The 25190-nt window shown below is 71.6% G+C and carries 23 protein-coding genes; 12 read left to right on the plus strand and 11 right to left on the minus strand.

The features are described 5' to 3' along the window. Positions 1 to 17: 17 nt before the first annotated feature. From ACFJIT_RS03145 to modA, 4 genes are read right to left on the minus strand one after another with little or no spacing between them, the layout of a single operon-like run. Positions 18 to 575 carry a flavin reductase family protein gene (locus tag ACFJIT_RS03145; protein WP_131660413.1) on the minus strand — a complete coding sequence of 186 codons (558 nt, stop codon included), beginning with the start codon at positions 573 to 575 and terminating at the stop codon, positions 18 to 20. A 60-nt stretch (positions 576 to 635) separates the two neighbouring features. Then, on the minus strand, positions 636 to 1253 hold the full coding sequence (locus ACFJIT_RS03150) for an ATP-binding cassette domain-containing protein (protein WP_379655009.1): 618 nt from the start codon (positions 1251 to 1253) through the stop codon (positions 636 to 638). Further along, positions 1253 to 1951, minus strand: coding sequence for a molybdate ABC transporter permease subunit (gene modB, locus ACFJIT_RS03155; RefSeq protein WP_379655010.1), 699 nt, complete (start codon positions 1949 to 1951; stop codon positions 1253 to 1255). Before modB ends, ACFJIT_RS03150 begins: the two co-directional genes overlap by 1 nt. 3 nt (positions 1952 to 1954) lie before the next feature. Continuing rightward, the gene (gene modA, locus ACFJIT_RS03160) at positions 1955 to 2737 is read right to left on the minus strand and encodes a molybdate ABC transporter substrate-binding protein (RefSeq protein WP_379655011.1); all 783 of its coding nucleotides are present in this window, start codon (positions 2735 to 2737) and stop codon (positions 1955 to 1957) included. A gap of 158 nt (positions 2738 to 2895) precedes the next feature. Here modA and ACFJIT_RS03165 point away from each other — a divergent pair, with 158 nt between their 5' ends. Both ACFJIT_RS03165 and trxC read left to right on the plus strand, forming a co-directional pair. Further along, positions 2896 to 3375, plus strand: coding sequence for an OsmC family protein (locus ACFJIT_RS03165; protein ID WP_379655012.1), 480 nt, complete (start codon positions 2896 to 2898; stop codon positions 3373 to 3375). Continuing rightward, on the plus strand, positions 3372 to 3812 hold the full coding sequence (gene trxC / locus ACFJIT_RS03170) for a thioredoxin TrxC (protein WP_379655013.1): 441 nt from the start codon (positions 3372 to 3374) through the stop codon (positions 3810 to 3812). The genes ACFJIT_RS03165 and trxC overlap by 4 nt, the downstream gene beginning before the upstream one ends. 437 nt (positions 3813 to 4249) lie before the next feature. On the opposite strand, the gene ACFJIT_RS03175 is transcribed toward trxC, so the two are convergent. Then, complete coding sequence (locus ACFJIT_RS03175; protein WP_379655014.1) at positions 4250 to 4813, minus strand: N-acetylmuramoyl-L-alanine amidase; 564 nt, start codon at positions 4811 to 4813, stop codon at positions 4250 to 4252. A gap of 90 nt (positions 4814 to 4903) precedes the next feature. Here ACFJIT_RS03175 and ACFJIT_RS03180 point away from each other — a divergent pair, with 90 nt between their 5' ends. The 3 genes from ACFJIT_RS03180 to rlmKL all read left to right on the plus strand — a co-directional run bounded on the left by ACFJIT_RS03180 (position 4904) and on the right by rlmKL (position 8170). Then, positions 4904 to 5395 carry an MOSC domain-containing protein gene (locus ACFJIT_RS03180; protein ID WP_130517426.1) on the plus strand — a complete coding sequence of 164 codons (492 nt, stop codon included), beginning with the start codon at positions 4904 to 4906 and terminating at the stop codon, positions 5393 to 5395. Then, positions 5392 to 5919 carry a YqiA/YcfP family alpha/beta fold hydrolase gene (locus ACFJIT_RS03185; protein ID WP_379655015.1) on the plus strand — a complete coding sequence of 176 codons (528 nt, stop codon included), beginning with the start codon at positions 5392 to 5394 and terminating at the stop codon, positions 5917 to 5919. The genes ACFJIT_RS03180 and ACFJIT_RS03185 overlap by 4 nt, the downstream gene beginning before the upstream one ends. 112 nt (positions 5920 to 6031) lie before the next feature. Continuing rightward, on the plus strand, positions 6032 to 8170 hold the full coding sequence (gene rlmKL, locus ACFJIT_RS03190; RefSeq protein WP_379655016.1) for a bifunctional 23S rRNA (guanine(2069)-N(7))-methyltransferase RlmK/23S rRNA (guanine(2445)-N(2))-methyltransferase RlmL: 2139 nt from the start codon (positions 6032 to 6034) through the stop codon (positions 8168 to 8170). A gap of 15 nt (positions 8171 to 8185) precedes the next feature. On the opposite strand, the gene ACFJIT_RS03195 is transcribed toward rlmKL, so the two are convergent. Further along, positions 8186 to 9049 carry a DMT family transporter gene (locus tag ACFJIT_RS03195; RefSeq protein WP_379655017.1) on the minus strand — a complete coding sequence of 288 codons (864 nt, stop codon included), beginning with the start codon at positions 9047 to 9049 and terminating at the stop codon, positions 8186 to 8188. A gap of 128 nt (positions 9050 to 9177) precedes the next feature. On the opposite strand from ACFJIT_RS03195, the gene ACFJIT_RS03200 reads away from it, so the two are divergent. The 3 genes from ACFJIT_RS03200 (at position 9178) to ACFJIT_RS03210 (ending at position 13280) form a co-directional block, all read left to right on the plus strand. Next, entirely contained in the window at positions 9178 to 10566 is a 1389-nt protein-coding gene (locus ACFJIT_RS03200) for a PLP-dependent aminotransferase family protein (protein ID WP_379655018.1), read from the plus strand. A gap of 104 nt (positions 10567 to 10670) precedes the next feature. Beyond that, positions 10671 to 11942, plus strand: a complete 1272-nt coding sequence (locus tag ACFJIT_RS03205; RefSeq protein WP_130561575.1) for an MFS transporter — start codon at positions 10671 to 10673, stop codon at positions 11940 to 11942. A gap of 66 nt (positions 11943 to 12008) precedes the next feature. Next, positions 12009 to 13280: an MFS transporter gene (locus ACFJIT_RS03210; protein WP_130561576.1), complete on the plus strand. Its 1272-nt coding sequence runs from the start codon at positions 12009 to 12011 to the stop codon at positions 13278 to 13280. Position 13281: 1 nt separating this feature from the next. Here the strand turns inward: ACFJIT_RS03210 and ACFJIT_RS03215 are convergent, their stop codons facing one another. The 5 genes from ACFJIT_RS03215 to ACFJIT_RS03235 form a co-directional block, all read right to left on the minus strand. Then, positions 13282 to 14733 carry an MFS transporter gene (locus tag ACFJIT_RS03215; RefSeq protein ID WP_130561577.1) on the minus strand — a complete coding sequence of 484 codons (1452 nt, stop codon included), beginning with the start codon at positions 14731 to 14733 and terminating at the stop codon, positions 13282 to 13284. A gap of 252 nt (positions 14734 to 14985) precedes the next feature. Next, on the minus strand, positions 14986 to 15258 hold the full coding sequence (locus ACFJIT_RS03220) for a DUF2845 domain-containing protein (protein WP_379655019.1): 273 nt from the start codon (positions 15256 to 15258) through the stop codon (positions 14986 to 14988). 915 nt (positions 15259 to 16173) lie between these two features. Then, the gene (locus ACFJIT_RS03225; RefSeq protein ID WP_379655020.1) at positions 16174 to 18855 is read right to left on the minus strand and encodes a M1 family metallopeptidase; all 2682 of its coding nucleotides are present in this window, start codon (positions 18853 to 18855) and stop codon (positions 16174 to 16176) included. A 170-nt stretch (positions 18856 to 19025) separates the two neighbouring features. Beyond that, complete coding sequence (locus ACFJIT_RS03230; protein ID WP_379655021.1) at positions 19026 to 20324, minus strand: DUF445 domain-containing protein; 1299 nt, start codon at positions 20322 to 20324, stop codon at positions 19026 to 19028. 39 nt (positions 20325 to 20363) lie between these two features. Continuing rightward, the gene (locus ACFJIT_RS03235; protein ID WP_379655022.1) at positions 20364 to 21734 is read right to left on the minus strand and encodes a gluconate:H+ symporter; all 1371 of its coding nucleotides are present in this window, start codon (positions 21732 to 21734) and stop codon (positions 20364 to 20366) included. A 173-nt stretch (positions 21735 to 21907) separates the two neighbouring features. Between ACFJIT_RS03235 and creD the strand changes: the two genes are divergently transcribed. Genes creD through ACFJIT_RS03255 form a run of 4 tightly spaced genes read left to right on the plus strand, consistent with a single transcriptional unit; the run spans position 21908 to position 25123 of the window. After that, a complete protein-coding gene (gene creD, locus ACFJIT_RS03240; RefSeq protein WP_379655023.1) occupies positions 21908 to 23233 on the plus strand; it encodes a cell envelope integrity protein CreD in 1326 nt (441 codons plus the stop codon). Next, the gene (locus ACFJIT_RS03245) at positions 23233 to 23622 is read left to right on the plus strand and encodes a hypothetical protein (protein ID WP_379655024.1); all 390 of its coding nucleotides are present in this window, start codon (positions 23233 to 23235) and stop codon (positions 23620 to 23622) included. The genes creD and ACFJIT_RS03245 overlap by 1 nt, the downstream gene beginning before the upstream one ends. Next, positions 23619 to 24242: a GNAT family N-acetyltransferase gene (locus ACFJIT_RS03250; protein ID WP_379655025.1), complete on the plus strand. Its 624-nt coding sequence runs from the start codon at positions 23619 to 23621 to the stop codon at positions 24240 to 24242. The genes ACFJIT_RS03245 and ACFJIT_RS03250 overlap by 4 nt, the downstream gene beginning before the upstream one ends. Next, positions 24239 to 25123 carry a carbon-nitrogen hydrolase family protein gene (locus ACFJIT_RS03255; RefSeq protein ID WP_379655026.1) on the plus strand — a complete coding sequence of 295 codons (885 nt, stop codon included), beginning with the start codon at positions 24239 to 24241 and terminating at the stop codon, positions 25121 to 25123. The genes ACFJIT_RS03250 and ACFJIT_RS03255 overlap by 4 nt, the downstream gene beginning before the upstream one ends. Positions 25124 to 25190: the final 67 nt, after the last annotated feature.

The following is a 25190-nucleotide window of genomic DNA, read 5'->3' on the forward strand; positions in this document are numbered from 1 at the left end:
GGCGATCTCGTGCGCAGCTAGAGCATCTCCGGCTTGAACAGGCCGCGGCGCGAGCGTTCGGGGCCGGACACCATGAACTTGCCGTCGCCGCGATAGTGCACGGTGCGCGGGATCTTCGGCGTCGGCGCCACGTGCGCCTTGACGACTTCCCAGACGAACAGGTTGTGCCGTTCCACCAGGCGGTCATCGTGCAGGCGGCACTCGAAGCTGGCGTGGCACTCGGCGATCAGTGGCGCCTGGACCTGGCTGGCCGGCTGCGCGGTCAGGCCGAAGGCCTCGAACTTGTCGACCTCGTTGCCGCTGCAGTTGCCGATGCGCACCACCGTGTCCAGCAGCGCCTCGGTCGGCAGATTGATCACGCACTGGCGGCTGGCGCGCACCAGCTCGAAGCTGCGGTTGCCGTTGGCGATCACGCAGGCCAGCAGCGAGGGCGAGAACTCCACCATCATGTGCCAGCCCATGGTCATGATGTCGCGTGCGCCGGCGTGCGCGCTGCTGACCAGCACCACCGGCCCGGGCTCGAGGAAGCGCCGCACCTGGTGTACGGGGAAGTCCTCTTTGGTGGGCGTTTTCATGCGGGGCCTTGCACAGCGACAGCGGACCGCCATTGCACCGCGCCGGCCGTTCACGGCGTGTCAGTCCAGCACGTGCACCGCATCGGCCAGCTGCTGCACCTCGTCGGGCTGGTGGCTGACGTAGAGCATGGGCAGCTGCAGTTCGGTGCGCACGCCGCGCAGATAGGGGATCAGTTCGCCGCGCCGCGCGGGGTCCAGGGCGGACAGCGGTTCGTCCAGCAGCAGCAGGGCCGGCTGCGACAGTAGGGCGCGGCCGATCGCCACGCGCTGGGCCTCGCCGCCGGAGAGGTTGCGCGGCCGCCGCTGCAGCAGCGGGCCGATGCCCAGCAGCTCGACCACCGCCTCGAAGCCGAAGCGCGCACCGGCGCTGCGCCCGTGCGTACCGTAGCGCAGGTTGCCGCGCACATCCAGGTGCGGAAACAGGCGCGCATCCTGGAACACATAGCCGATGCGGCGCCGGTGCACCGGCACGTCGATGCCGCGCGCGCTGTCGAACAGCACCGTCCCATCGACCACGATGCGCCCGGCCACGGGTCGCAGCAGCCCGGCGATGGCGTTGAGCACGCTGGTCTTGCCCGCGCCGGAAGGCCCGGCCAGCGCCAGCAGGCGCGCATCGCTGTGGATGCGCACATGGCGGGTGAACGGGTCGCGCTGCAGCTGCAGGTCCGCATCCAGCATCACAGCACCTCGGTCTCGCGCCCGCGCTGGCGGCGCACCAGCCACTCGGACAGCACCAGCGCGGCCAGCGAGATGCACACCGACACCGCCGCCAGGCGCCAGATGCCGGCCTCGGCGCCGGGCACCTGCAGCAGGCCGTAGATGGCGGCGGACATGGTCTGCGTCTGGCCGGGGATGTTGGAGACGAAGGTGATGGTGGCGCCGAACTCTCCCAGGGCCTTGGCGAAGGCCAGCACCGCGCCGGCCACCAGCCCGGGCCAGGCCAGGGGCAGGGTGATGGTGGCGAACACCTTCCACGGCGGCGCGCCCAGGGTCGCGGCGGCGTGCTCCAGGCGGCGGTCGACCTGCTCGATCGACAGGCGGATGGCGCGCACCATCAGCGGGAAGCCCATGACGGCGCAGGCCACCGCTGCGCCGGTCCAGCGGAAGGCGAAGCGCAGGCCGACGTGCTCCAGCAGCCAGGCCCCGATCGCCCCGCGCGTGCCCAGCGTCACCAGCAGCGCATAGCCCACCACCACCGGCGGCAGCACCAGCGGCAGATGCACCAGCGCGTCGAGCAGCGCCCGCCCGGGGAAGCGTCGGCGCGCCAGCAGCCAGGCCACGGCGATGGCCGCCGGCAGGCTGCAGACGGCGGCCACGGCCGCCACCTTCAGGCTCAGGGCGATGGCGGTGAGTTCTTCGGGCGAGAAACCGAACACGCGTTACGGCAGGACCGTGAAGCCATGCTGGCGGAAGATCGCCTGCGCCGGCGCGGTGCCCAGCCACTGCACGAAGGCCGCACGCGCCGGCGCGGTGCCGGCCTTGAGCGTGGCCACCGGATAGACGATGGCCGGATGGCTGGAGGCGGGGAAGGTATCGACCACGCGCACGTTGGCATCGGCCGCCGCGTCGGAGCCGTAGACGATGCCCAGCGGCGACTCGCCGCGCGAGACCAGCAGCAGCGCCGAGCGCACGCTGTCCGATTCGGCCAGCCGGCCCTCCACGCCGTCCCACAGCCGCAGCGAGGTCAGCGCCGCCTTGGCGTACTTGCCGGCGGGCACGGCGTTGACCTGGCCGACCGCCAGGCGGCCATCGCCCAGCGCCTTGTCCAGCGCGCCGGGCTGGGTGAGCCTGACCTGCGCGGTGCTGGCCTTGGGCGCGACCAGCACCAGGGTGTTGCCGAGCAGGTTGCGGCGGCTGGCCGGGTCGATCAGCGCGCGCTGCTGCAGATAGTCCATCCATTCCAGGTCGGCCGAGACGAACACGTCGGCCGGTGCGCCCTGTTCGATCTGGCGCGCCAGCGTCGAGCTGGCCGCGTAGGACACGGTGACCGGCGTGCCGGTGGTCTTCTGGTAGAGCGCGGCGGCCTGGTCCATCGATTCCTTCAGGCTGGCGGCGGCGAACACGGTGACCGGCGCGGGGGCGGCCGCCTGCGCGGCCAGCGCGGCGGTGGCGGCGAACAGGACCAGGCCTGCGCGCAGCAGGCGGGGGAGCAGGCGTGTCATCGCGAGGATGTCTCTCGATCGGGCATGTGCGCGGAGTATCGCGCGCCACGGTCGCGCCGGAGGTGAGAGCGCATGCGACGGAGCGTTCGCCCGGCTGCGCGTCGGTCACCCGGTGAGCGGAGTAGGCTGGCCTCCCGCATCGCCAGGCGAGGCCCGCCATGAGCACCGCCACCCCGATCACCGTCGTGCTGGAGCAGGAGCAGGACTTCGTGTTCCGGCTCCACTTCGAAGGCCTCGATGCGCCCGACGTGCTGTCCGACGAAGGCGCGCCGTTGGGCCATGACCAGGGGCCGCGGCCCTCGCATCTGCTGCTGGCCGCGATCGTCAACTGCCTCTCGGCCAGCCTGCTGTTCGCGCTGCGCAAGTACAAGAACGCGCCGGGCCGACTGCGTGCCTCGATCAGCGCGGTCGCCGAGCGCAACGCCGACGGCCGGCTGCGCCTGCCGCGCGCCCTGGCGACGCTGCAGCTGCCCGAAGGCAGCGCGGATTATGCGCATCTGGAGCGCGTGCTGGCGACCTTCGAGGACTTCTGCACCGTGACCCAGAGCGTGCGCCAGGGCATCGATGTGCAGGTCGAGGTGCGCGACGCGCAGGGCCAGCTGCTGCTGGGCCAGGCGCCGACCGAGGCGGTGTTGTGAGCGCGCCGCTGCTGATCGCCTGCCCGCACTGCCAGGCACGCAACCGCGTGCCGGCCGAGCGCCTGGGCGAGGCGCCGACCTGCGGGCGCTGCCACCAGGCCTTGTTCACCGGGCATCCGCTGGCGCTGGACGCCGGCACGTTCGACCTGCATGCGCGCGACAGCGATCTGCCGCTGCTGGTGGATTTCTGGGCGCCGTGGTGCGGGCCGTGCCGGGTGATGGCGCCGCAGTTCGAGGCCGCCGCCAAGCAGCTGGAGCCGCGCATGCGCCTGGCCAAGGTCGATACCGAGGCGCAGCCGGCGCTGGGCGCGCGCTTTTCCATCCGCAGCATTCCGACGATGGCGGTGTTCCTGCACGGGCGCGAGCTCGGCCGGCAGTCGGGCGCGCTGCAGGCGGCGCAGATCGTGCAATGGGCGCGGCGCGTGGCGCAGGGCTGAGTCGGGTCGGGCAGCGAAGCGGCATTGGCGCCACAACAATCTCCCTAGCGTCGTTCCCGCGAAAGCGGGAACCCATGGACGTTGCGCGACCTGCGCGGAAGTCCCTGGATCCCCGCGTTCGCGGGGATGACGGCTGTTGGGTTCGCGGCGCCAAGCCGCGAGCGAATCCTTCTACCGTCGTTCCCGCGAACGCGGGAACCCAGGGACTTTGCGGTGGCCTGCACGGAAGTCGCTGGATCCCCGCGTTCGCGGGGATGACGGCTGTTGAGTTTGCGGCGCGAAGCCTCGAGCGAATCTTCCTACCGTCGTTCCCGCGGAAACGGGGACCCATGGACGTTTCGCGGCCTGCGCGAAAGTCCCTGGATCCCCGCGTTCGCGGGGATGACGAGCGTCGGGTTCGCAGCGCGAAGCGCAACCGCAACGCCACCGCCCATCGCTCAGGGCACCAACCGCTCCAGCCCCGCGCGCGCCAGGACGCGTTCCCACGGGAACAGCGGTCCCGGGTCGCGCTTGCGTGCGACCAGCCGCGTGGGGGCGTCCTCGGCGGGCACCTGGGCGGTGTCCAGATCCTCGTGTCCGGCGATCCAGCGCAGGGCCGGCAGCGTCTGCCGCAGCCGGTCGAGCAGGGCAAGCAAGGCCTCGATCTGGGCGTCGGGATAGGGCTCGTCCATCGCCTGGTGGTCGGCGTGCAGCCAGTGCGGGTAGCGCCCGCGGTTGACCAGTTCGATGCCGACGCTGCGCGCGTTGAGGCCACGCACATGGTGGGCGACGCGTTCGGGCGCGATCCACTGCTGCACGCCGCCGTCGCGGTCGATGTACCAGTGCCCGCTGTTGCCGGTGCCCGAGGCATAGCGCGGCTGTTCGCCATAGTGGCGCGCGGTGGCCAGGTCCGGCAGCTCGGTGCAGTGGATGACCACCAGGTCGATCCGGTCCAGCGGCCGCGCCTCCAGCAGGTCCTGGTAGGGCAGGGGATCGGCGGTGATCGGCAAGGCATCGGGCATGGGCGCCGATGCTACACGGCGGGCCGCGGGCGAGGGCGGGGTAAACTGCGCGTCCCCGGCGCCAGGCGCCGCCTGTCGCGTCCGATCCGCATGCCGCTCAATCCCGATTCCCCCCTGGCCAGGCTCATGGCCACCCTGCCGCGCCCGGGCACGGTGGAATGGATCGGGCTGCGCCCGGCGCGCGATGTGCCGATGCAGGCGGTCGCGCGCGTCCAGGCCAGCACCGGCGGCGGGCTGGAAGGCGATCGCTACAAGGGCGGCAGCGGCAAGCGCGGACTGACCCTGATCCAGGCCGAGCATCTGCCGGTGATCGCCACGCTGGCCGGGCTGGACGCGGTGCAGGCGGCCACCCTGCGGCGCAATGTGGTGGTGCGCGGCCTGCCGCTGATCGCGCTGAAGGAGCGCCGCTTCCGCATCGGCAGCGTGGTGCTGGAAGGCACCGAGCCGTGCGATCCGTGCTCGCGCATGGAGGACGCGCTGGGCGCGGGCGGCTACAACGCCATGCGCGGCCATGGCGGCCTGTGCGCGCGCATCATCGAAGGCGGCAGCTTCGCGGTGGGCGACGCGGTGGTGCCGCTGTGATCCGCGGCCACGTCATCCTCTCGCACGGCTTTGAGAGCGGGCCGGACGCGACCAAGGTCACCGCGCTGGCGCAGGTCGCCCAGGCCGCCGGCTGGACCAGCGAGCGGCCGGACTTCACCGACCTGGACGCGCGCAGCGACCTGAGCCAGCTCGGCGACGTCGGCGCGCGCCTGGCGCGCCTGCGCACGCTGGCCGAGGCCGCCGCACGCAAGGGGCCGCTGGTGCTGGTCGGCTCCAGCCTCGGCGCCTATACCTCGGCCCAGGTGTCGCTGCAGGTGCCGGTGCACGGCCTGTTCCTGATGGCGCCGCCGACCGCGCTGGGGCCGATGCCCGCGCTGGACGCGGCGCAGGTGCCGCTGTCGGTCATCCACGGCTGGGACGACGAGCTGATCCCCGCCCGCAACGTCATCGACTGGGCCCAGGCCCGCCGCGCCCGCCTGCTGCTGGTCAACGACGACCACCGCCTGGCCAACCACGTCGACGCGGCCGCGTCCGCATTCGGCGAGTTGCTGGCCGGGCTCTAGGCGGGAGTGAGCGGAGCGCAGTGAGGAGCGAGCAACGGCAACAGTCTTCTTTACCTCCCTCGCGCTCGATCTCACTCATGCCTCACCCCTCTTCACTCACGCCTGGCTTTTTATGAAGTTCTACGTTTCCTGCGCCAAGGGCCTGGAGTACCTGCTGGTCGACGAGCTGACCGCGCTGGGTGCGGCCAAGGCCACGGCCACCGTCTCGGGCGTCAACGCCGAGGGCACGCTGCACGATGCGCAGCGCGCGGTGCTGTGGTCGCGCCTGGCCAGCCGCGTGCTGTGGCCGATCGGCGAGTTCGAATGCCCCGACCAGGACGCGCTGTACGACGGCATCTTCGCGCTGCCGTGGACGCGGCACCTGACCTCCGAGTTGACCTTGGCGGTGGACGCGCACGTGTCCGGCGAGGCGATCACGCATGCGCGCTTCGCCGCGCAGCGGATCAAGGACGCCATCGTCGATCATCTGCGCGCCGAAGGCTTCGAACGGCCGTCGGTGGACGTGGACGAGCCGGACGTGCGCATCAACTTCTCGCTGCGCAAGGGCCGGGCGACGGTGTCGATCGACCTGGGCGGTGGGCCGCTGCACCGGCGCGGCTGGCGCCAGGTGCGCAACGAGGCGCCGCTGAAGGAGAACCTGGCCGCCGCCGTGCTGCTGCGCGGCGGCTGGCTGCAGTCCTACGCCGGCGGGGGCGGCCTGCTCGACCCGATGTGCGGCAGCGGCACGCTGCTGATCGAAGGCGTGCTGATGGCCGCCGACGTGGCGCCGGGCCTGCAGCGCCACGGCAGCCTGCCGCCGTCGCGCTGGCTGGGCTTCGATGCCGAGCAGTGGCGCGTGCTGCTGGACCAGGCGCGCACGCGCGAAGCGGCCGGTCGCGCCAAACTGGGCCAGGTCGCCTTCGGCAGCGACATCGATCCGCGCGCCATCGAGGCCGCCCGCGCCAGCGCGCGCGAGGCCGGCGTCGAGGACGCCATCGCCTTCGGCGTGAGCGACGTGGCGCAGCTGTCGGCGCCGCCGATCCGCCGCGGCGTGGTGGTGTGCAACCCGCCCTACGACGAACGCCTGGCGGCCGACGCCGCGCTCTACCGCGCGCTGGGCGATGGCCTGCGCCAGGCCGTGCCCGACTGGCGCGCCAGCCTGCTGTGCGGCAGCGCCGATCTGGCCATGGCCACCGGCCTGCGCGCGCAGAAGAAGTACCAGCTGTTCAACGGCGCCATTGAGTGCGCGCTGATCTTCGTCGACCCGATCGCGCCGCCGCAGCGCGTGGTGCCCGACGCGCCACCGGAGTTGAACGACGGCGCCCAGATGGTCGCCAACCGGCTGCGCAAGAACCTCAAGAAGCTCAAGGCCTGGCGCCAGCGCGAGGACGTGAGCTGCTACCGCGCCTACGACGCCGACCTGCCCGAATACGCCGCGGCGGTGGACGTCTACACCGAGGCCGAGGGCGCGCAGCGCACTTTCCTGCACGTGCAGGAATACGCCGCGCCGGCCAGCATCCCCGAGGCCGACGTGCAGCGTCGTTTCAACGAACTGCTCTCGGCGGTGCGTGCGGTGTTCGAGGTGCCGCGCGAGCAGGTGGCGATCAAGTCGCGCGCGCGCGGCAAGGGCGGCAGCAAGTACGGACGCATGGGCCAGCAGGGCGAGTTCATCGTCGTGCGCGAGCACGGCGCGCGGCTGCGCGTGAACCTGTTCGACTACCTGGACACCGGGCTGTTCCTGGACCACCGTCCGCTGCGCGGACAGATGGCCGCCCAGGCGCGCGGCCGGCGCTTCCTCAACCTCTTCAGCTATACCGGCGTGGCCAGCGTGGAGGCGGCGGTGGCCGGCGCCAGCAGCACCACCAGCGTCGACCTATCGGCGACCTATCTGGAATGGTGCGCCGAGAACCTGCGCGAGAATGGCCTGGGCGGCGCCCGGCACCAGCTGGTGCAGGCCGACGTGCTGGCCTGGCTGGAGGCCGACCGCGGCCAGTACGAGCTGATCTTCTGCGACCCGCCGACCTTCTCCAACTCCGCGCGCGCCGAGGACTTCGACGTGCAGCGCGACCACGTGCGCCTGCTGCGCGCGGCGGTGGCGCGGCTGGCGCAGGGCGGGGTGCTGTATTTCTCCAACAACTTCCGCCGCTTCAGGCTGGACGAGGCGGCGGTGGTGGAGTTCGCGGTGTGCGAGGAGATCAGCGCCAGCACCATCGGCCCGGACTTCGAGCGCAACGCCCGCATCCACCGCGCCTGGCGCCTCACGCGGGCCTGATCGCCCGCCGGCCGGTCAGTGCGCGAACCGGCGCGCGCCGGCCACGCAGATCGCCGCGCCGGCCATGATCCACAGCATGCTCGCGCGCACCGGCTCGTGCAGCAGGCCGGCGGCCAGCGCCAGGCCCAGGAACGGTTGCAGCAGCTGGATCTGCCCGACCGCGGCCACGCCGCCCTGGGCCAGTCCGCGATACCAGAAGATGAAGCCGATCAGCATGCTGAAGAGCGACACGTAGCCCAGCCCCAGCCAGGCCGGCGGGGTGACAGACGCCAGGCTGTCCGGACGCGACAGCCAGGCCAGCGGCAGCATCAGCGGTAGCGCGAGCACCAGGGCCCAGCTGATCACCTGCCAGCCGCCGAGCCGGCGCGACAGCCGCGCGCCTTCGGCATAGCCCAGGCCGCAGACCAGCACCGCCGCCAGCATCAGCAGGTCGCCGCGCAGCGAGGCCTGCAGCCCGCCCATGGCGGCGTAGCCGACCACCAGCGCGCTGCCCAGCAGCGAGAACGCCCAGAACGCCGGCCGCGGCCGGTCGCCCCCGCGCAGCACGCCGAAGATCGCCGTGCACAGTGGCAGCAGGCCCACGAACACGAGGGAATGGGCCGAGGTCACCTGCTGCAGCGCCAGCGCGGTCAGCAGCGGAAAGCCGACCACCACGCCCAGCGCCACCACCGCCAGGCTGGCCAGCTGCTGGCGCTGCGGCCGCGACTGGCGCAGCAGCATCAGCAGCGCCACGGCGAGCGCGGCGGCGATGCTGGCGCGCGCGCAGGTCAGGAATACCGGGGTGAAGCCGGCCACCGCGATCCGCGTGGCCGGCAGCGATCCGGCAAAGATCGCCACGCCGATCCCGCCGTTGATCCAGCCGCGCGTGCTGTCGTCCATCGTCTCGTCTCGTCTTGTCTTGTCTTGGGGAGGGCGGGCCAGTAGGCCAGCGCCGCGCCGGGCGACCCAGACACAATCCAGTACGATCCGCGGGAACTGTTTTCCTTTTTGACCAGAACGGTTGGGACATGGCGCGGCAGGCAATCCGGATCGACCAGGTGATCGAGGCCGTCAGGCAGGGCATCGCCGCGCGCACCTATCCGCCCGGGGCGCGGCTGCCCTCGGTGCGCGAGCAGGCGCGCCGGCTCGGCGTGTCGGTGTCCACCGTGGTCGAGGCCTACGAGCGGCTGGCGGCCGAAGGCCTGGTGCAGCCACGCGCCGGCTCGGGTTTCTATGTGCAGGGGCCGGTCGCGCCGCTGGCGCTGTCGGGCCTGGGGCCGCGGCTGGATCACCAGGTCGATCCGCTGTGGCTGTCGCGGCAATCGCTGGAGGCCGACCCGAGCGTGCTCAAGCCCGGCTGCGGCTGGCTGCCGCCGTCGTGGATGCCCGAGGCCAGCATGCGCCGCGCGCTGCGCCAGGTCGCGCGCGGCGACGCCGCCACGCTGTGCGACTACGGCAGCCCGCTCGGCCTGGCGGCGCTGCGCGTGCTGCTGGCGCGGCGCATGGTCGGCGCCGGCATCGCCGCGCGCCCCGAGCAGGTGCTGCTGGTCGAGTCGGGCACTCAGGCGCTGGATCTGGTGTGCCGCTTCCTGCTGGAGCCGGGCGACACGGTGCTGGTCGACGACCCCTGCTATTTCAACTTCCACGCGCTGCTGCGCGCGCATCGCGTGCAGGTGGTGAGCGTGCCCTACACGCCGGAGGGGCCGGCGCTGGAGGCCTTCGCCGAGGTGCTGCGCACCCACGCGCCGCGGCTGTACATCACCAATTCCGGCCTGCATAACCCGACCGGCGCCACGCTCGCCCCGCGCATCGCGCACCAGGTGCTCAAGCTGGCCGAGCAGGCCGGGACGTGGATCGTGGAGGACGACATCTTCGCCGACTTCGAAACCACGCCGGCCGCGCGGCTGGCGGCGTTCGATGGCCTGGCGCGCGTGATCCACGTCGGCAGCTTCTCCAAGACGCTGTCGGCGTCGATGCGCTGCGGCTACATCGCCGCGCGCGCGGACTGGATCGACGACCTGGCCGACCTGCGGGTGGCGACCAGTTTCGGCGGCGGGCGGCTGGCCTCGGAGGTGCTGCTGGCCGCGCTCACCGATGGCGGCTACCGGCGTCATATCGAGCGTCTGCGTCTGCGCCTGGCGGTCGAGCGGCGCCGGGTGATCGAACGGCTGGCGCCGCTGGGCATCGTGCCGTGGCATGTGCCGGACGCCGGGATGTTCCTCTGGTGCCGTTTGCCGCAGGGGCGGCTGGCCGCGCCGCTGGCCCAGCACGGCCTGGCCCATGGCGTGGTGCTGGCGCCGGGCAACGCCTTCAGCCCGGCCCAGCGCGCCGAGGACTGCATGCGCTTCAACGTGGCCCAGTGCGGCGCGCCGCGGATCTTCGAGGTGCTGGCCGCCGGTCTGGCCCGGCAAGACTGAGGCGGGGCGTGCGGAAAGCTGCATCCGGCTGACGCATCACTGCACGCGCGCAGGCGCGGCGTTGGGCCGCTATGGTGTGCGGCCCCCTCCGCTACGCCCGCCCGATGCCCGCTCCCACCGCGCCGTTGCGCAACGATGCCAAGGTCCTGTCGCTGTCCGCGTTGGGCGGGGCGCTGGAGTTCTACGACTTCGTGGTCTTCGTGTTCTTCGCCAAGACCCTGGGCGCGCTGTTCTTCCCGGCCGAGATGCCGGCCTGGCTGCAGCAGGTGCAGACCTTCGGCATCTTCGCCGCCGGCTATCTGGTGCGGCCGATCGGCGGGGTGATGATGGCGCACTTCGGCGATCGCATCGGGCGCAAGCGCTTGTTCGCCTTCAGCGTGTTCCTGATGGCGCTGCCGACGCTGTGCATCGGCCTGCTGCCGACCTATGCGCAGGTCGGCATCGTCGCGCCGCTGCTGCTGCTGTTGCTGCGCCTGCTGCAGGGCCTGGCGATCGGCGGCGAGATGCCGGGGGCGTGGGTGTTCGTGGCCGAGCATGCGCCGGTGCGCAAGGTCGGCTTCGCCGTGGCCAGCCTGTCGGCCGGCATCAATGTCGGCACCCTGATGGGCTCGCTGATGGCCTCGGCGATGGCGCATTGGTTCACCCCGGCGCAGCTGCTGGATCACGCCTGGCGCATCCCGTTCCTGATCGGCGGCGTGTTCGGTTTCATCTCGGTGTGGCTGCGCCGCTGGCTGGACGAGACACCGGTGTTCGCGCAGATGCGCGCGCGCAAGGCGCTGGCCAGGCTGCCGATCCGCGACGTGCTGCGCGACCACCGCGGCGGCGTGCTGGTGTCGATGGGCGTGACCTGGGCCCTGACCGCCGGCATCGTGGTGGTGATCCTGATGACGCCCACGCTGGTGCAGTCCTCGTTCGGCATCGCGCCGGCGCTGGCCAGCGAGGGCAATGTGCTGGCCGCGATCTGCCTGGTGATCGGCTGCGTGTGGAACGGCGTGCTGAGCGACCGCATCGGCCGCGCGCCGGCGCTGCTGGTGGCCTCGCTGGCGCTGCTGGTCGGCGTGTATCTGCTGTACTTCGATCTGGCCCGCGGCGGCGCGCACTTCCTGCCGCTGTACGCCTTCGCCGGCTTCACCGCTGGCGTGGCGGGCGTGACCCCGGCGATCATGGTGGCGTCGTTCCCGGCCTCGGTGCGCTACACCGGCCTGGCGCTGTCCTACAACCTGGCCTATGCCATCGCCGGTGCGGCGACGCCGCCGTTGATCGCCTACCTGGCCGCGCGCGTGGGCGCGCTGGCGCCGGCGCATTACGTGGCGCTGGTGGCCCTGGTCAACGTCGGCCTGGCGCTGTACCTGTGGAAGCGTCCGGCGGTCGAGTAAGCCGCTTCGCGCATCCGGGCGGCGGGCCCGTTATCGTGTGCCGCCTTTCGCCCGAGCGTCCCTGCCATGTCCACCGCCGCCGCGCCGCTGCGCAACGATGCCAAGGTCCTGTCGCTGTCCGCGCTCGGCGGGGCGCTGGAGTTCTACGACTTCGTGGTCTTCGTGTTCTTCGCCAAGACCCTGGGCGCGCTGTTCTTTCCGCCGGAGATGCCGGCGTGGCTGCAGCAGCTGCAGACCTTCGCGATCTTCGCCGCCGGCTACCTGGTGCGGCCGATCGGCGGCGTGCTGATGGCGCACTTCGGCGACCGCATCGGGCGCAAGCGGCTGTTCGCCTTCAGCGTGTTCCTGATGGCGCTGCCGACGCTGTGCATCGGCCTGCTGCCGACCTATGCGCAGATCGGCATCGCCGCGCCGCTGCTGTTGCTGGTGATGCGCCTGACCCAGGGCCTGGCCATCGGCGGCGAGATGCCGGGGGCGTGGGTGTTCGTGGCCGAGCACGCGCCCGCCGGCAAGGTGGGCTTCGCGATCGGCACGCTGTCGGCGGGGCTGAGCCTGGGCCTGCTGCTCGGCGCGCTGGCCGCCTCGGCGATGGCGCACTGGTTCACCCCGGCGCAGCTGCTGGATTACGCCTGGCGCATTCCGTTCCTGATCGGCGGCGTGTTCGGCTTCGTCTCGGTGTGGCTGCGCCGCTGGCTGGACGAGACACCGGTGTTCGCGCAGATGCGCGCGCGCAAGGGGCTGGCCAAGCTGCCGATCCGCGACGTACTGCGCGAGCATCGCGGCGGTGTGCTGGTGTCGATGGGGGCGACCTGGGCGCTGACCGCGGCCATCGTGGTGGTGATCCTGATGACGCCGACGCTGGTGCAGTCCTCGTTCGGCATCTCGGCGGCGCGGGCCAGCGAAGGCAGCGTGCTGGCCTCGGTCTGCCTGATCGTCGGCTGCCTGTGGACCGGGTTGCTGTCGGACCGGATCGGCCGCGCGCCGGCGCTGGCGGTGTCCTCGCTGGCGTTGATGGTGGGCGTCTACCTGCTGTATCTCGACCTGGCCCACGGCGGGCGTTACTTCCTGCCGCTGTACGCGCTGGCCGGCTTCACCGCCGGTGTGTCCGGCGTCGCGCCAGGGGTGATGACCGCGGCCTTCCCCGCACCGGTGCGCTTCACCGGCCTCGCCCTGTCCTACAACCTGGCCTATGCCATCGCCGGGGCGGTGACGCCGCCGCTGATCGCCTACCTGGCCGCGCGTGTGGGGGCGCTGGCGCCGGCGCACTACGTGGCGCTGGTGGCCCTGGTCAACGTCGGCCTGGCGCTGTATCTGGGGAAGCGCCAGGTCGCGGTGTGAGTCAGGCCGTCGCGCGGGCGCGATGCCCGGACAGCTCGGCGCCGACGTCGTGGCTGAACTTCAGATGCCACCAGGTCGAGGACAGCGAGATCAGCGTCACCAGCACGAAGGCCGCCGAGAAGTCGCCCAGCTGCGCGCTGCCATGGCCGCCGACGGCGATGGCGGTCTTCAGCGCCAGCGCACCCACGCACACGCCAACTGAGAGCATCAGCTGCTGCAGCGTGCTGTAGAGGCTGGAGGCGTGGCTCATGCGGCGCGTGGGCACCGCCTCGTAGGCCACCGTGTTGTAGGCGGCGAACTGGAAGGACATGAACGCCCCGCAGCCCACCAGCAGCACGAACATCAACCAGTCCGGCCAGCCCGGACGGAACAGCGCGCACACCGCATAGCCCAGGCTGGACAGCACGCCGTTGGCGAGCAGGCCGTTGCGATAGCCGACCCGGCGCAGCAGCATCGGGGTGCACAGGCGCATCAGCAGCGCGCCCAGCGCGGTGGCCAGCACCAGCCGGCCGGCGTGCGCGGCGCTGTAGCCGAAGCCCAGCTGGAACAGCAGCGGCAGCAGGAACGGCTGCGCGCCCTGGGTGATGCGCATCAGCGAGCCGCCGATCACCGAGAGCCGGAACGAGTCGATCTTCAGCACGTCCAGGTCCAGCAGCGGCGCGTCCGCGCGCCGCGCGTGCCACAGGTAGCCGGCCGCCGCCGAGGCGCTGACCGCCATCAGCGCCAGGCCGGTGATCAGGTTCCCCGGCTGGCCCACGCTTTCCAGGCCGAACAGGCCGCAGCCCAGGCACAGCCCGCACAGCACGAAGCCCGGCAGGTCGAACGGCCGGGGTTCGTCGGCCGCCTCGATGTAAGGGATCACCGCGCGCACCAGCACGAAGCCCAGGATCCCGATCGGCACGTTGATGTAGAAGATCCAATGCCAGCTGGCGTGCGTCACCAGCAGGCCGCCCAGCGGCGGCCCCAGCAAGGGCCCCAGGAAGGCCGGCACCAGCGTCCAGGACATGGCCGAGACCAGATGCCTGCGCTCGACCGTGCGCAGCAGGATCAGCCGGCCGAGCGGGGCCATCATCGACCCGCCCGCGCCCTGCAGCAGGCGCGCGGCCACCATGGTCGGCACGCTGGTGGCCAGCGAGCACAGCACCGAGCCGGCGACGAACACCACGATCGAGGCGCTGAACACCCGCCGCGCGCCGAAGCGGTCGGCCATCGCGCCCGAAGCGGGGATGCCGATCGCCAGCGCCAGCAGGTAGCTGGTCATGGCGATGCTCATCGCCGGGGCGCTGGCGCCGAAGTCGCGCGCCATCGCCGGCAGCGCGGTGGCCAGCACGGTGGCGTCCAGCTGCTCCATGAAGATGGCGCAGGCCAGGATCAGCGAGATGACCCGGTAGTCGGGCGTCTTGCGGGGCGGGCGCGCCGGCGCGGGCGGCCGGGCCTGGGAAGCAGCAGTCACAGCGATCGGGTCCTGACCGACGCGGCCTCACGGTCCCGGCAGGCGAGCCTGGCGGCGGTGAACACGCGTCGAAGGGCCGGTGCGCGCGGGAGTTGCGCACCGCAACACGCGGATTATTCGCCTGTGGTGGAGGCCGGACAACCGGCGCGGGGCGCAGCCTCCCGCGAGGTGGGACACAAGCGGCGGGCCTCGACCGGGGCCGGGGCGAGATTCACGGGCGATCGCAGCGTCGGCCGCTGCGATGCGGGGTGATTAGTTGTAGATCTCCTGGATATCAGTCACCCGGCCATCCTTGAAGATGATCTGGATGGTCTTCTGCGACTGGTCGTACTCCCAGCGCTCGCCGATATTGGCGCTGTACTCGTTCTGCAGCGGAATCACGCGGTCGGGCTTGCCGGCCACCTGGGTCACCTTGCCGGCGCTGTCGCCGGTGCTGACCAGCTTGTTGCCGAAACGCACGCTGCCGGCCGCCAGCGCCGTGCCGGCCAGCAGGCAGAGGGTCAGGCTCAACAGGATCCTTTTCATCGGGCTTTCCTTCCTATCAGGGGTGATTGCGAGCCCGCGGACTGTGCCACAAGCCGCCGAGCGGGGCACGGGCGGATGGTTGGGTCTGAGGTGTCCACTGTCATTGCTCAGCTTTCTGAATCCGACTTCTCGGTTTGAATCGATTACCCCCGGACTGCGAAGCATCCCGCAGCGTTCGATTGCCTGCGAAAAGGTTTCTTCTGCGGCTTGGGTGGGCGCAAGGCAGAAGCGTGTCGGCCTCGAAAGGGGCAGCGGTCCGGCGGGCGGCGGCCGCTTGTCCCTCAATCAGGGCATCCTGCCCTGATTCGGGCGCTCGGCCTCCTGCCTCGCTAGGCGCGGCCACCGCCCGCCGGCCCGCTGCCTCGCGCGTCAGGTCACAGGACTTCGGTTTGCGCCCCCTCCCTTGCGCGCAGCGCAGGGGAGGGATGGGGAGGGGGCGGGGCTTTCCCGGGCAAGCCACCGAAGCGAAGAGCAAAAGCACCCCACCCCGGCCCTCCCCTTCGCCTGCGGCGAAAGGGAGGGGGCAGAGCGCTCACCCAACGCCTTTGGATCGAAAGAAATCCTGTTCTTTTCGATCGCACGGCCTCGCCCCGGCAGGGCGTGACACAGCGCGGGCCAGGCTGGTGTACGGGTGCACATAGTCCTCGCGGAATCCCGTGGGAGCCGCCATGGCCGAAAAGGCCACAAGGGCGGCTCCCACCGGAAGCATTAGGCGCGGTCAATCTTTTACCATCCAAGCGCCGGCTATCAGTGGAAACCGAGCCGAGAAGTTGCACTTGGCCGGGTCGAGGCTGGTGGGCGAAGTCCGCTCACCAAAGCCGCACTCATCGATATCCGCAGTTCGGCAAAGCGCCCAAAAAGAAACCGCCGCAGTTTCCTGCGGCGGCGTCCAGGTGCTGCAGCGAGCGCTGGCGCTTACTTCACCAGCGTCACCGGGTCCTGCTTGGCGGTGAGGGCGGCGCACAGGGCGATGCTCTCGCGCGCCTGCTGCAGGCCGCGGATGGCGCCGGGCAGGTCCTTCAGGCGCGGCTCGAAGAACGCCTGCAGGCGGTCCGACTCGGCCGGGGTGCAGGCGCCGGCCGAGGCCATGCGCGGCAGCGAGCCGCCGGCGAAGGCGCCGATGCGCGCGTGGATGGCGTCGTAGTTCTGGGTGAACCAGCTCCACTGCGTGTCGCGATCGGCCACGGTGGCGTGCTTGCCGGCGGTCAGCAGGTAGCGCATCTCCCCGACCTTGACGTCCTTGCCCAGGCCGAAGCTGCGCACCTTGGCGGCCAGCGCCGGGTCCTCGGTGCGGCTGAGCGCCGAGAGCATGGCGTTGCGGTGGGCCGGATCGATCACGCCGGGCAGCGCGGCCATTAGCTGGTCCACGGCTGGAGCGCCGTGCTCCTGCACGCTCACCGACAGCGCGGCGGCGAGCAGGTCGGGGTTGGCCTGGTCGAAGGCCAGCGTCTTGCCGCCGGCCAGCACTGCATCGCCCTGCTTGAGCAGCTCGGCGCGCGCGGCCGGCACCTTCATGGTCAGGGCCAGGAAGCCGGCGAGTTCGGCGCGCTCGAGCGCATCGCTGCCTTCCTCGCCGTCCTTGCGCACATAGCCCAACTGCTGCATGCGCGGCAGATAGGCCTCCTCGGCCCACTGGGTCAGTGCCGCGCGCTGGGCGTCGGTCCTGGCCAGGCGGCCGTACAGCCAGCCCACGTGTTCGGTGGGCACGGTCGCGACCTCGGAGACTTTGGAGGCGGTCAGCGGCTTGAGCGCGGCCAGCAGCTGGGCCGGGTTCAACTCGCCCAGGTCGAAGGCGGCGCTGACGCCGTCGCCGTAGGCCAGCTGCTCGGCATCGGTGAGCTGGGCCACATCGGCGGTGAGCGTCTTGAGCGCCTTGGCATCCAGGCCGATGCGGTAGTAGCCGGCGGCGCCGGCGTTGGGCATCACCCAGCCGCCCTGCTTCGCGCCCGGCAGGGCCAGGGTGCCGCTGGCGGCCGACAGCAGGGTGCAGGCCTTGTCGCTGCCGGCGCTGGTCTGGTAGCGCACGCACACCGGCACGCCCCAGGTCTTGGCCGAATCGCCGGTGCTGCCCAGCGGCAGGTAGCGCCGCTGGGTCAGCTTGAGCACCACCTGGCCCTTGGCGTCGGTGACCTCGGTATGCACATAGGGCACGCCGGGCTGGTCGAGGAAGCTGTTGAACGCGGCGGTGAACTCCGGCCCCTTGCCGGCGGCGGTGGCGATGGCGCTGACCAGGTCGTCGGCGGTGGCGTTGCCGAACTTGTGCCGCTGGATGTACTGGCGCATGCCGGTGCGGAAGGTGTCCTCGCCCACATAGGCCTCGAACATGCCCAGCACCGCGGCGCCCTTCTGGTAGGTGATGCCGTCGAAGGCGTTCTCGATGTCGCCGTTGCCGGTGATCTCCTGGCGCATCTTGCGCGTGGCCACCAGCGCATCGCCGGACATCGCGCCCTGCGCGCCCTGCACGCGGTCCAGGTCGGCGCGGTATTCCGGATGCACCTTCATGGTGACCTTCTGCTGCATCCAGGTGGCGAAGGACTCGTTGAGCCACAGGTCGTTCCACCAGGACATGGTCACCGTATCGCCGGTCCACTGGTGGGCCAGCTCATGGGCGATCACGTTGAAGGACGAGCGCTTGTAGCTGGTGGCCGAATCCTTGTCGAGCAGCAGCAGATAGTCGCGGTAGGTCACCAGGCCGGCGTTCTCCATCGCACCGGCGGAGAAGTCCGGCGCGGCCAGCTGGTCGAGCTTGTCGAAGGGATAGCCGAAGTCGTAGTAGTCCTCCAGCGTGTGGATGATCACCGGCGTGGAATCCAGCGCGATCTTCATGCGCGGGCCCTTGCCGTTGGGCGCCACGCCGCGCAGCAGCAGGGTGCCAGCGCGCTGCGGCGTGGCGGTGATGCCCGGGCCGTCGACGATGTCCCACGGGCCCACGGCGAAGGCGACCAGATAGGTCGGCAGCGGCAGCGTGCGGGCGAAGGTCAGCGTCTTCCAGCGCTTGCTGGTGGTCGTGGGCGCCTCCTGCACCTGGGCGGTATTGGCCACGGCCTGCAGGTCGGCCGGGATGGTCAGCTTGATGTCGTAGGGCGTCTTGAACGCCGGCTCATCGAAGCTGGGGAAGGCGAAGCGCGCGCTGATCGGCTCCATCTGCGTCATCGCATACGGCTTGCCTTCGTAGGTGACCTTGTACAGGCCTTCCAGCGCCTGGTTGAACGGCGCGGTGTAGGCGATGGACAGGGTCAGTTCCTGCGGCTGCAGGGTCTTGCCGAAATCGATGCGGGCCACGCCGGCCTGCGCGTCGGCCACGGTGTACTTGGCCGCGGCGGCCTTGCCGTCGGCGTCGGTCACGGTGACCTTGCCGACCTTGAGCTCCTTGCCGTCGATCCACAGGTGGTCGCTGGCCTGGGTCAGCTTGACCTTGATCGTGGTGGTACCGCTGAAGCTGTCCTGGGCGGGGTCGATCTTCAGGTCCAGCGCGTATTCCTGCGGCTGGGCCCAGGTGGGCAGGCGCCCGGTGGGCACGGCCTCGTCGGCGGCGGAGGCGCCGCAGCAGGCGCTGGCCAGCGCGAGGGCCAGCACGGAACGGGTCAGACGACGCATGGGCAAGGCTCCGGTCAAAAAAGGACTGCGCAGGCTGAAGCGCCGGCGGCGGGGCGCACAGTGCCACAAGGCAGGGGGGGCGAGGTGTGGAGGGCACGCGCGGGCGGAGTGAAACGCGTTGACGCGCGAGCGCTGCGTGTCGCCAGAAGCCCGTTCCGCGCCCGCTCGGGCTAGCCCCAGAACACCACCACCGCATGCAGTACCAGCCCGATCAGCCCGCCCACGATCGTGCCGTTGAAGCGGATGTACTGCAGGTCGCGGCCGACGGCCAGTTCCAGCACGTCCACCAGCTGGCGTTCGTCCCAGCCCTTCATGGTCTGGGCGATGTGGTGGGTGACGCCGCTGCGCAGGCGGGTGGTGAGGCTCTCGGCGGCGGTGGTGAGGTGGGCGTTGAGCGCCTCGCGCAGCGAGGCGTCGCGGCCCAGCGCCTCGCCCAGGGTCTGCAGCAGGCGCTCCAGGTGCGCGGCCAGGCGCGAGTCGGGGTTCTCCAGGTCCGCGCGCAGGGCGGCATGGACCTGGTCCCACAGCCCGCGCACGTAGTCCTGCACGGCCGGGTGGTCGATCAGGTCCTGCTTGATCTGCTCCACGCGCTCCACCAGCGCCGGGTCCTCGCGCAGGCGCTGCACGTAGCGCGACAGCCAGGCCTCGTAGTCCTGGCGCAGCGGATGGCCAGGCGTGGACAGCACGGTCTGCAGCTCCTCCAGCGCCGCGGCGGCGATGCGCTGGGCCAGGGCGTCGCCGATCTCGTCCACCGGCTTTATCAGGTCCACCGTGCCCATCAGCTTGGGCCATTCGCGCCGCGCGTAGCGCACGATCAGCGCCGAGGCGCGGGCCTTGAGCGCCGGGTCGTCCAGCCAGCGGGCGATGCGCTTGAGCGCGGCGTCCAGCAGTGCCTGGTGGCGGCCGTCGGCGGTGAGCAGGCCCAGCACCTGGCCGGCGGTGCCGGCGGCGTTCCAGCCGCGCAGGCGGGCGATCACGAAGCGCTGGATCGCCGCGCGCACGGCGCTCTCGTCCAGCAGGTCCAGCGCCTGCAGCGCCCAGCCGCGCGCCATGCCGGCCAGCAGCTTCGCCTGCGCCGGTTCGGCCAGCCACTGGCCCAGGCGCGCGGCCGGGTCGAACGCGCGCAGCTTCTCCAGCAGCGCCTCGGGCGCCAGGAAGTGGTCGCGCACGAAGACCGCCAGGCTGTCGGCCAGCCGCGCCTTGCCGCGCGGCACGATCGCCGTGTGCGGGATCGGCAGGCCCAGCGGCCGGCGGAACAGCGCCACCACCGCGAACCAGTCCGCCATCGCGCCCACCGCCGCCGCCTCGCAGAACGCGGCCAGCCATGCCCAGCCGCCGCGCAGCCCCATCGCATGGCTCAAGCCGAAGCCGGCCAGCATCAGCACCAGCAGGCCGAACGCGGCCAGCTTCATGCGGCGCAGGCGGATGCGGCGGGGATCGTCGGCCGGGCCGGTCAGCGGTTCAGTCATAGGGCAAAGCCTAGCGCGTGTCCTGCAAAGCCCCTGCGATCACGCCAGCAGGCGCCACAGCAGCGCGGTGCCGGCCAGTCCGACCAGCGAGACGATGGTCTGCAGCACCGACCACACCATCACCGTCTGCTTGAGCTTGAGATCGAAGTACTCGCGCACCATCCAGAAGCCGGCGTCGTTGACGTGGCAGAAGAACACCGAGCCGGCGCCGATGGCCAGCGCGATCAGCGCGCCCTGCGTGGGCGGCAGGTGCGCGACCAGCGGCGCCAGGATGCCGGCGGTGGTGGTCGTGGCCACCGTGGCCGAGCCGGTCGCCTGGCGCAGCGCCACCGCGATCAGCCAGGCCAGCAGCAGATAGGGCAGGTGCGCGCCCTGGGCGACCTTGGCGATGGTGTCGCTGATGCCGGCATCCAGCAGCACCTGCTTCAGGCCGCCGCCGGCGCCGATGGTCAGCAGCAGCGCGGCGATCGGCGGCAGGCTCTTGAGCAGCACCTGGTTGACCCGCGCGCGTCCCAGCCCGCCGCCCCAGCCCAGCAGCGCCACCGCGGCCAGCACCGCCAGGGCCAGGGCTACCATCGGTTCGCCCAGGAAGCGCAGCGCCGTGGCAGCCGGCGCGTCCGGCGGCAGGGCGATCTTGGCCAGCGTGGCGCCGAGCATCAGCACCACCGGCAGCAGGATGATCGACAGGCTCGCGGCGAAGCCGGGCGGATGCGCCGGCGCCTCGCGCGCGGAGAACAGCGCCTCCATCTTGGCCGGCACGGCGATGTCCATGCGCCGCGACAGCCAGATCCCGTACAGCGGGCCGGCCAGGATCACCGCCGGCACCGCGATGAGGAAGCCGAACAGCATCGTCAGCCCCAGGTCCGCATGCAGCGTGCTGACCGCGATCAGCGGGCCGGGGTGCGGCGGCATCAGCGCGTGCAGGGTGGTCATGCCGGCCAGTGCCGGGACGGCGATGCGCAGCAGCGGCTGCTGCGCGCGGCGCGCCATGACGAAGATGATCGGCACCATCATCACCAGGCCGACCTCGAAGAACAGCGGCAGGCCGATCACCATCGCCACCAGCGCCATCACCCAGGGCAGCGCCTTGCCCTTGCCGATGCCGAGCAGGGTCGAGGCGATGCGGTCGGCCGCGCTGGTATCGGCCAGCATCGCCCCCAGCATGGCGCCCAGGGCGATGATCAGGCCGGCGTCGCCCAGCAGGTGGCCGGCGCCGGTGCTGAAGGACTTGGCCAGCTGTTCGGGCGGCAGCCCGATGCCCAGCCCGGCCACGAAGCTGCCGACCAGGATCGACAGGAACGGCGGCAGCCGGAGCAGGCTGATCAGGGCGACGATGCAGACGATGCCGGCCAGGGCGCACAGCAGCAGGCGCGAATCGTGCGTGGCCCAGTGCACGGTGGTGAAGTCCAAGGCGACGCTCCGGTTGAAACTGACGGAGCCGTCAGTCTAGTCGGCGCGACCTGTCATCCCGATCAACGCGAGCAGCCCGCCGGCGGACTTCACATTGGCTTCAAGCACCGCTCAACCGCGCCCCACATGGCCCGCGCAGCCTGTCCGGCATCGACCACCGGCCGGAGCCGTGCATGAAATCCCTGAAGCTGTTGTCGCGTTTCGCCATCGTCGGCGCGCTGGTGCTGGCGCTGCTGATTCCCCTGAGCATGACCCGCAGCCTGATCGCCGAGCGCACCGCCTACCGCGAACAGGCCGTCAAGCGCGTGGCGCGCAGCAGCGCCGGCGCGCAGCGGCTGGTCGGGCCGCTGCGCGCGCTGCCCTATGTCGATGTGCGCGAGCAGGCGTGGACCGATGCCACCGGCCAGGCGCGCACGCGGCAGGTGCGCAGCGAAGGCACGCTGCTGCAGGCGCCGCTGTCGCTGCAGGTCGGCGGCCAGCTGCGGCCGCAGACGCGCAGGGTCGGGCTGTTCGATGTGCCGACCTACGTCTGGGACGGGCAGCTGTCGGCGCAGTTCTCCACCGCGCTGCCGCCGGCGCCGGCCGGGGTGGTGCGTCGTTATGGCACGCCCTACCTGGTGCTGGGCCTGCGCGATGTGCGCGGTCTGCAGGGCGCGCCGAGCCTGCGCGTCGATGGCGCGGCCCTGCGCCTGCAGCCCGGCACGCGCGCCTTCAACGCACCCCTGGCCGGCGTCAGCGCGCTCCTGCCGGAGGTGGTGGATGGGCGCGTGCCGGGACGCAGCGTGACGCTGGCCTTCGCGCTGGCCGGCACGCAGGCGCTGGAGGTGGTGCCGGTGGCCGACGACAGCCGCGTGCGGCTGGCCTCGCCGTGGCCGCATCCGGCCTTCGGCGGCGACTTCCTGCCCGTGCAGCGCACGGTCGGCGCGCGCGGCTTCGATGCGCAGTGGGCGGTGTCCTCGCTGGCCAGCCAGGCGCAGGCCCAGCTGCAGCAGCTGCAGTCCGAAGACGGGGCCGCGCTGGACGCCCTGCGTGTGGAGCTGGTCGATCCGGTCGACGCGTATACGCTGGCCGATCGCGCCTGCAAGTACGGGCTGCTGTTCGTGCTGCTGACCTTCGTCGGCTTCGGCCTGCTGGAACTGGTGCGGCGCATGCGGATCCATCCGCTGCAATACCTGCTGGTGGGCCTGGCGCTGGCGATGTTCTTCCTGCTGCTGTTCAGCCTGTCCGAGCACATCGCGTTCTGGCTGGCGTATCTGATCGCGGCCGGGGCCTGCATCGGCGTGCAGTTCGTGTACCTCGCAGGCGTTCTGCGCAGCCCCTGGCTGGCGGGCGGGTTCGCCCTGGCGCTGACCGCGCTGTACGGCGCGCTGTACGGCCTGCTGATGTCCGAGGACAACGCGCTGCTGATGGGCTCGCTGCTGCTGTTCGCCATCCTGGCGGCCATCATGTGGATCACGCGCAGGATCGACTGGTATGCGCTGTCCACGGAGCTGCGCTGATGCTCCTGCACGGACGCGCGGTGCGCCACGCGGCGCGCCGTCTGCCGGCGGCGCTGTCGGTGTGCGGGCTGCGGGCCGGACCGGACGGGCCGCCGCTGCCGCCGCTGCGGCGCGGCGTGGGTGGTGCGCTGGTGTTCGAACTGGCCCAGGCGACCGCGCAGGCGCTGCGCGAGCGGCCGACCGAGCTGCTGAACGCGGCGCTTTGGCCGCGTCGCCCGCAGCTGCCGGCCTGGCGCCCGTGGCGCTGCCTGCGCGGCGTGCAGGGCGGGCTGGTGTGGCTCAGTGCGCGGTGCGATCGCGCCGCGTGGCTGGCGCTGGTGCCGGAGCAGGGCATCGCGGTCCTGCTGTGGCGGAAGCGCACGGCGGGGTGCGGTAAATTAGGCCCATGACCTCGCTTGCTTCCGCCTTGCCCGCGCACCGCATCGCGGTGGTGCGCGGCGCCGAGATCGCGCCCTACCTGGACGATGTGGCGCGCCTGCGCATCGCCGTGTTCGCGCACTGGCCCTACCTGTACCAGGGCAGCCACGCCTACGAGTGCGACTACCTGGCCGCCTATGCGCGCTCGCCGCGCAGCGTGTTCGTGCTGGCGCTGGCGGGCGAGGAGGTCATCGGTGCTTCCACCGGCCTGCCGCTGCTGGACGACACCGAGGCCTTCTCCGCGCCGTTCATTGCCCAGGGTCTGGATGCGAGCCGCGTCTTCTACTTCGGCGAGTCCGTGCTGCTGCCGCAGTGGCGCGGGCGCGGCATCGGCCATGCCTTCTTCGATGCGCGCGAGGCCCATGCACGCGCGCTGGGCGGGTTCGACACGACCGCCTTCTGCGCGGTGGATCGCGACCTGACCGATCCGCGCCGCCCGGCCGGGCATCGCGACAACGACGCGTTCTGGCGCAAGCGCGGCTACACGCGCCGCGACGGGCTGCAGCTGCGTCTGCCCTGGCGCGAGGCCGGGCACGGCGAGGTCGCGCACACGCTGACCTTCTGGACCCGTGCGCTGGAGGGGCGGGCATGAGGGTCGCCGTCGCCAAGTACCCGATCGGCCAGCCGCGCGATTTCGATGCCTTCGCCGAGAAGCAGGTGCATCTGCTCCAGCAGGCCGCCGACGCCGGCGCGCGCATCGCCGTGCTGCCCGAATACCTGTCGCTGGAGCTGGCCGCGACCTTCCCGGTGGCCATCAGCGCCGACCTGCTGGCCTCGCTGGAAGCGACCCAGCAGTACGCCGAGGCGTTCCTGCATCTCTACGCCACGCTGGCCCAACGCATGGGCCTGCACGTGATCGCCGGCAGCTTCCTCACCGCAGTGGGCAACGGACGCTATCGCAACCGCGCGCACTGGTTCACCCCGGACGGGCGCCGCGGCTGGCAGGACAAGCTGCAGCTCACCGGTTTCGAGAAGAACGCCCAGGTGATCGAAGGCGGCGACGACCTGCGCGTGTTCGCCGCCGACGAGATCCGCGCCGGCATCGCGATCTGCTACGACGCCGAGTTCCCGCTGCCGGTGCGTGCCCAGCAGCAGGCCGGCGCGCGTCTGCTGGTGGTGCCCAGCTGCACCGATACGGCTGCCGGCGCCACCCGCGTGCGCGTGGGCTGCCTGGCGCGCGCGCTGGAGAACCGCCTGTTCGTCGCCCAGTCGGTGACCGCCGGCAGCGCGCCGTGGAGCCCGGCGCTGGACGAGAACACGGGCGAGGCCGCGCTGTTCGCGCCGATGGATGTGGACCTGCCCGCCGACGGCGTGATCGCGCAGACGGAAGGTGAGCAGATCTGGGCGATCGGCGAGCTGGATTTCGCGGCGCTGCAGGCCAGCGCGGCCCGCGCGCAGGTGGCGGTGGACCGCGACTGGCCCGGCCAGGACGCCCCGGCGCTGCGCCGCGCCCGGCTGACGCCGCTGGCCTGACAGGTTTGTCATCGGCGGCCATGACCTGTGGCCTGCTGCAGGCGCACAACGCGCTGGCAGACTCGGT

It is taken from the genome of Pseudoxanthomonas sp. UC19_8 (assembly GCF_042700505.1).
Classification (GTDB): domain Bacteria; phylum Pseudomonadota; class Gammaproteobacteria; order Xanthomonadales; family Xanthomonadaceae; genus Pseudoxanthomonas_A; species Pseudoxanthomonas_A winnipegensis.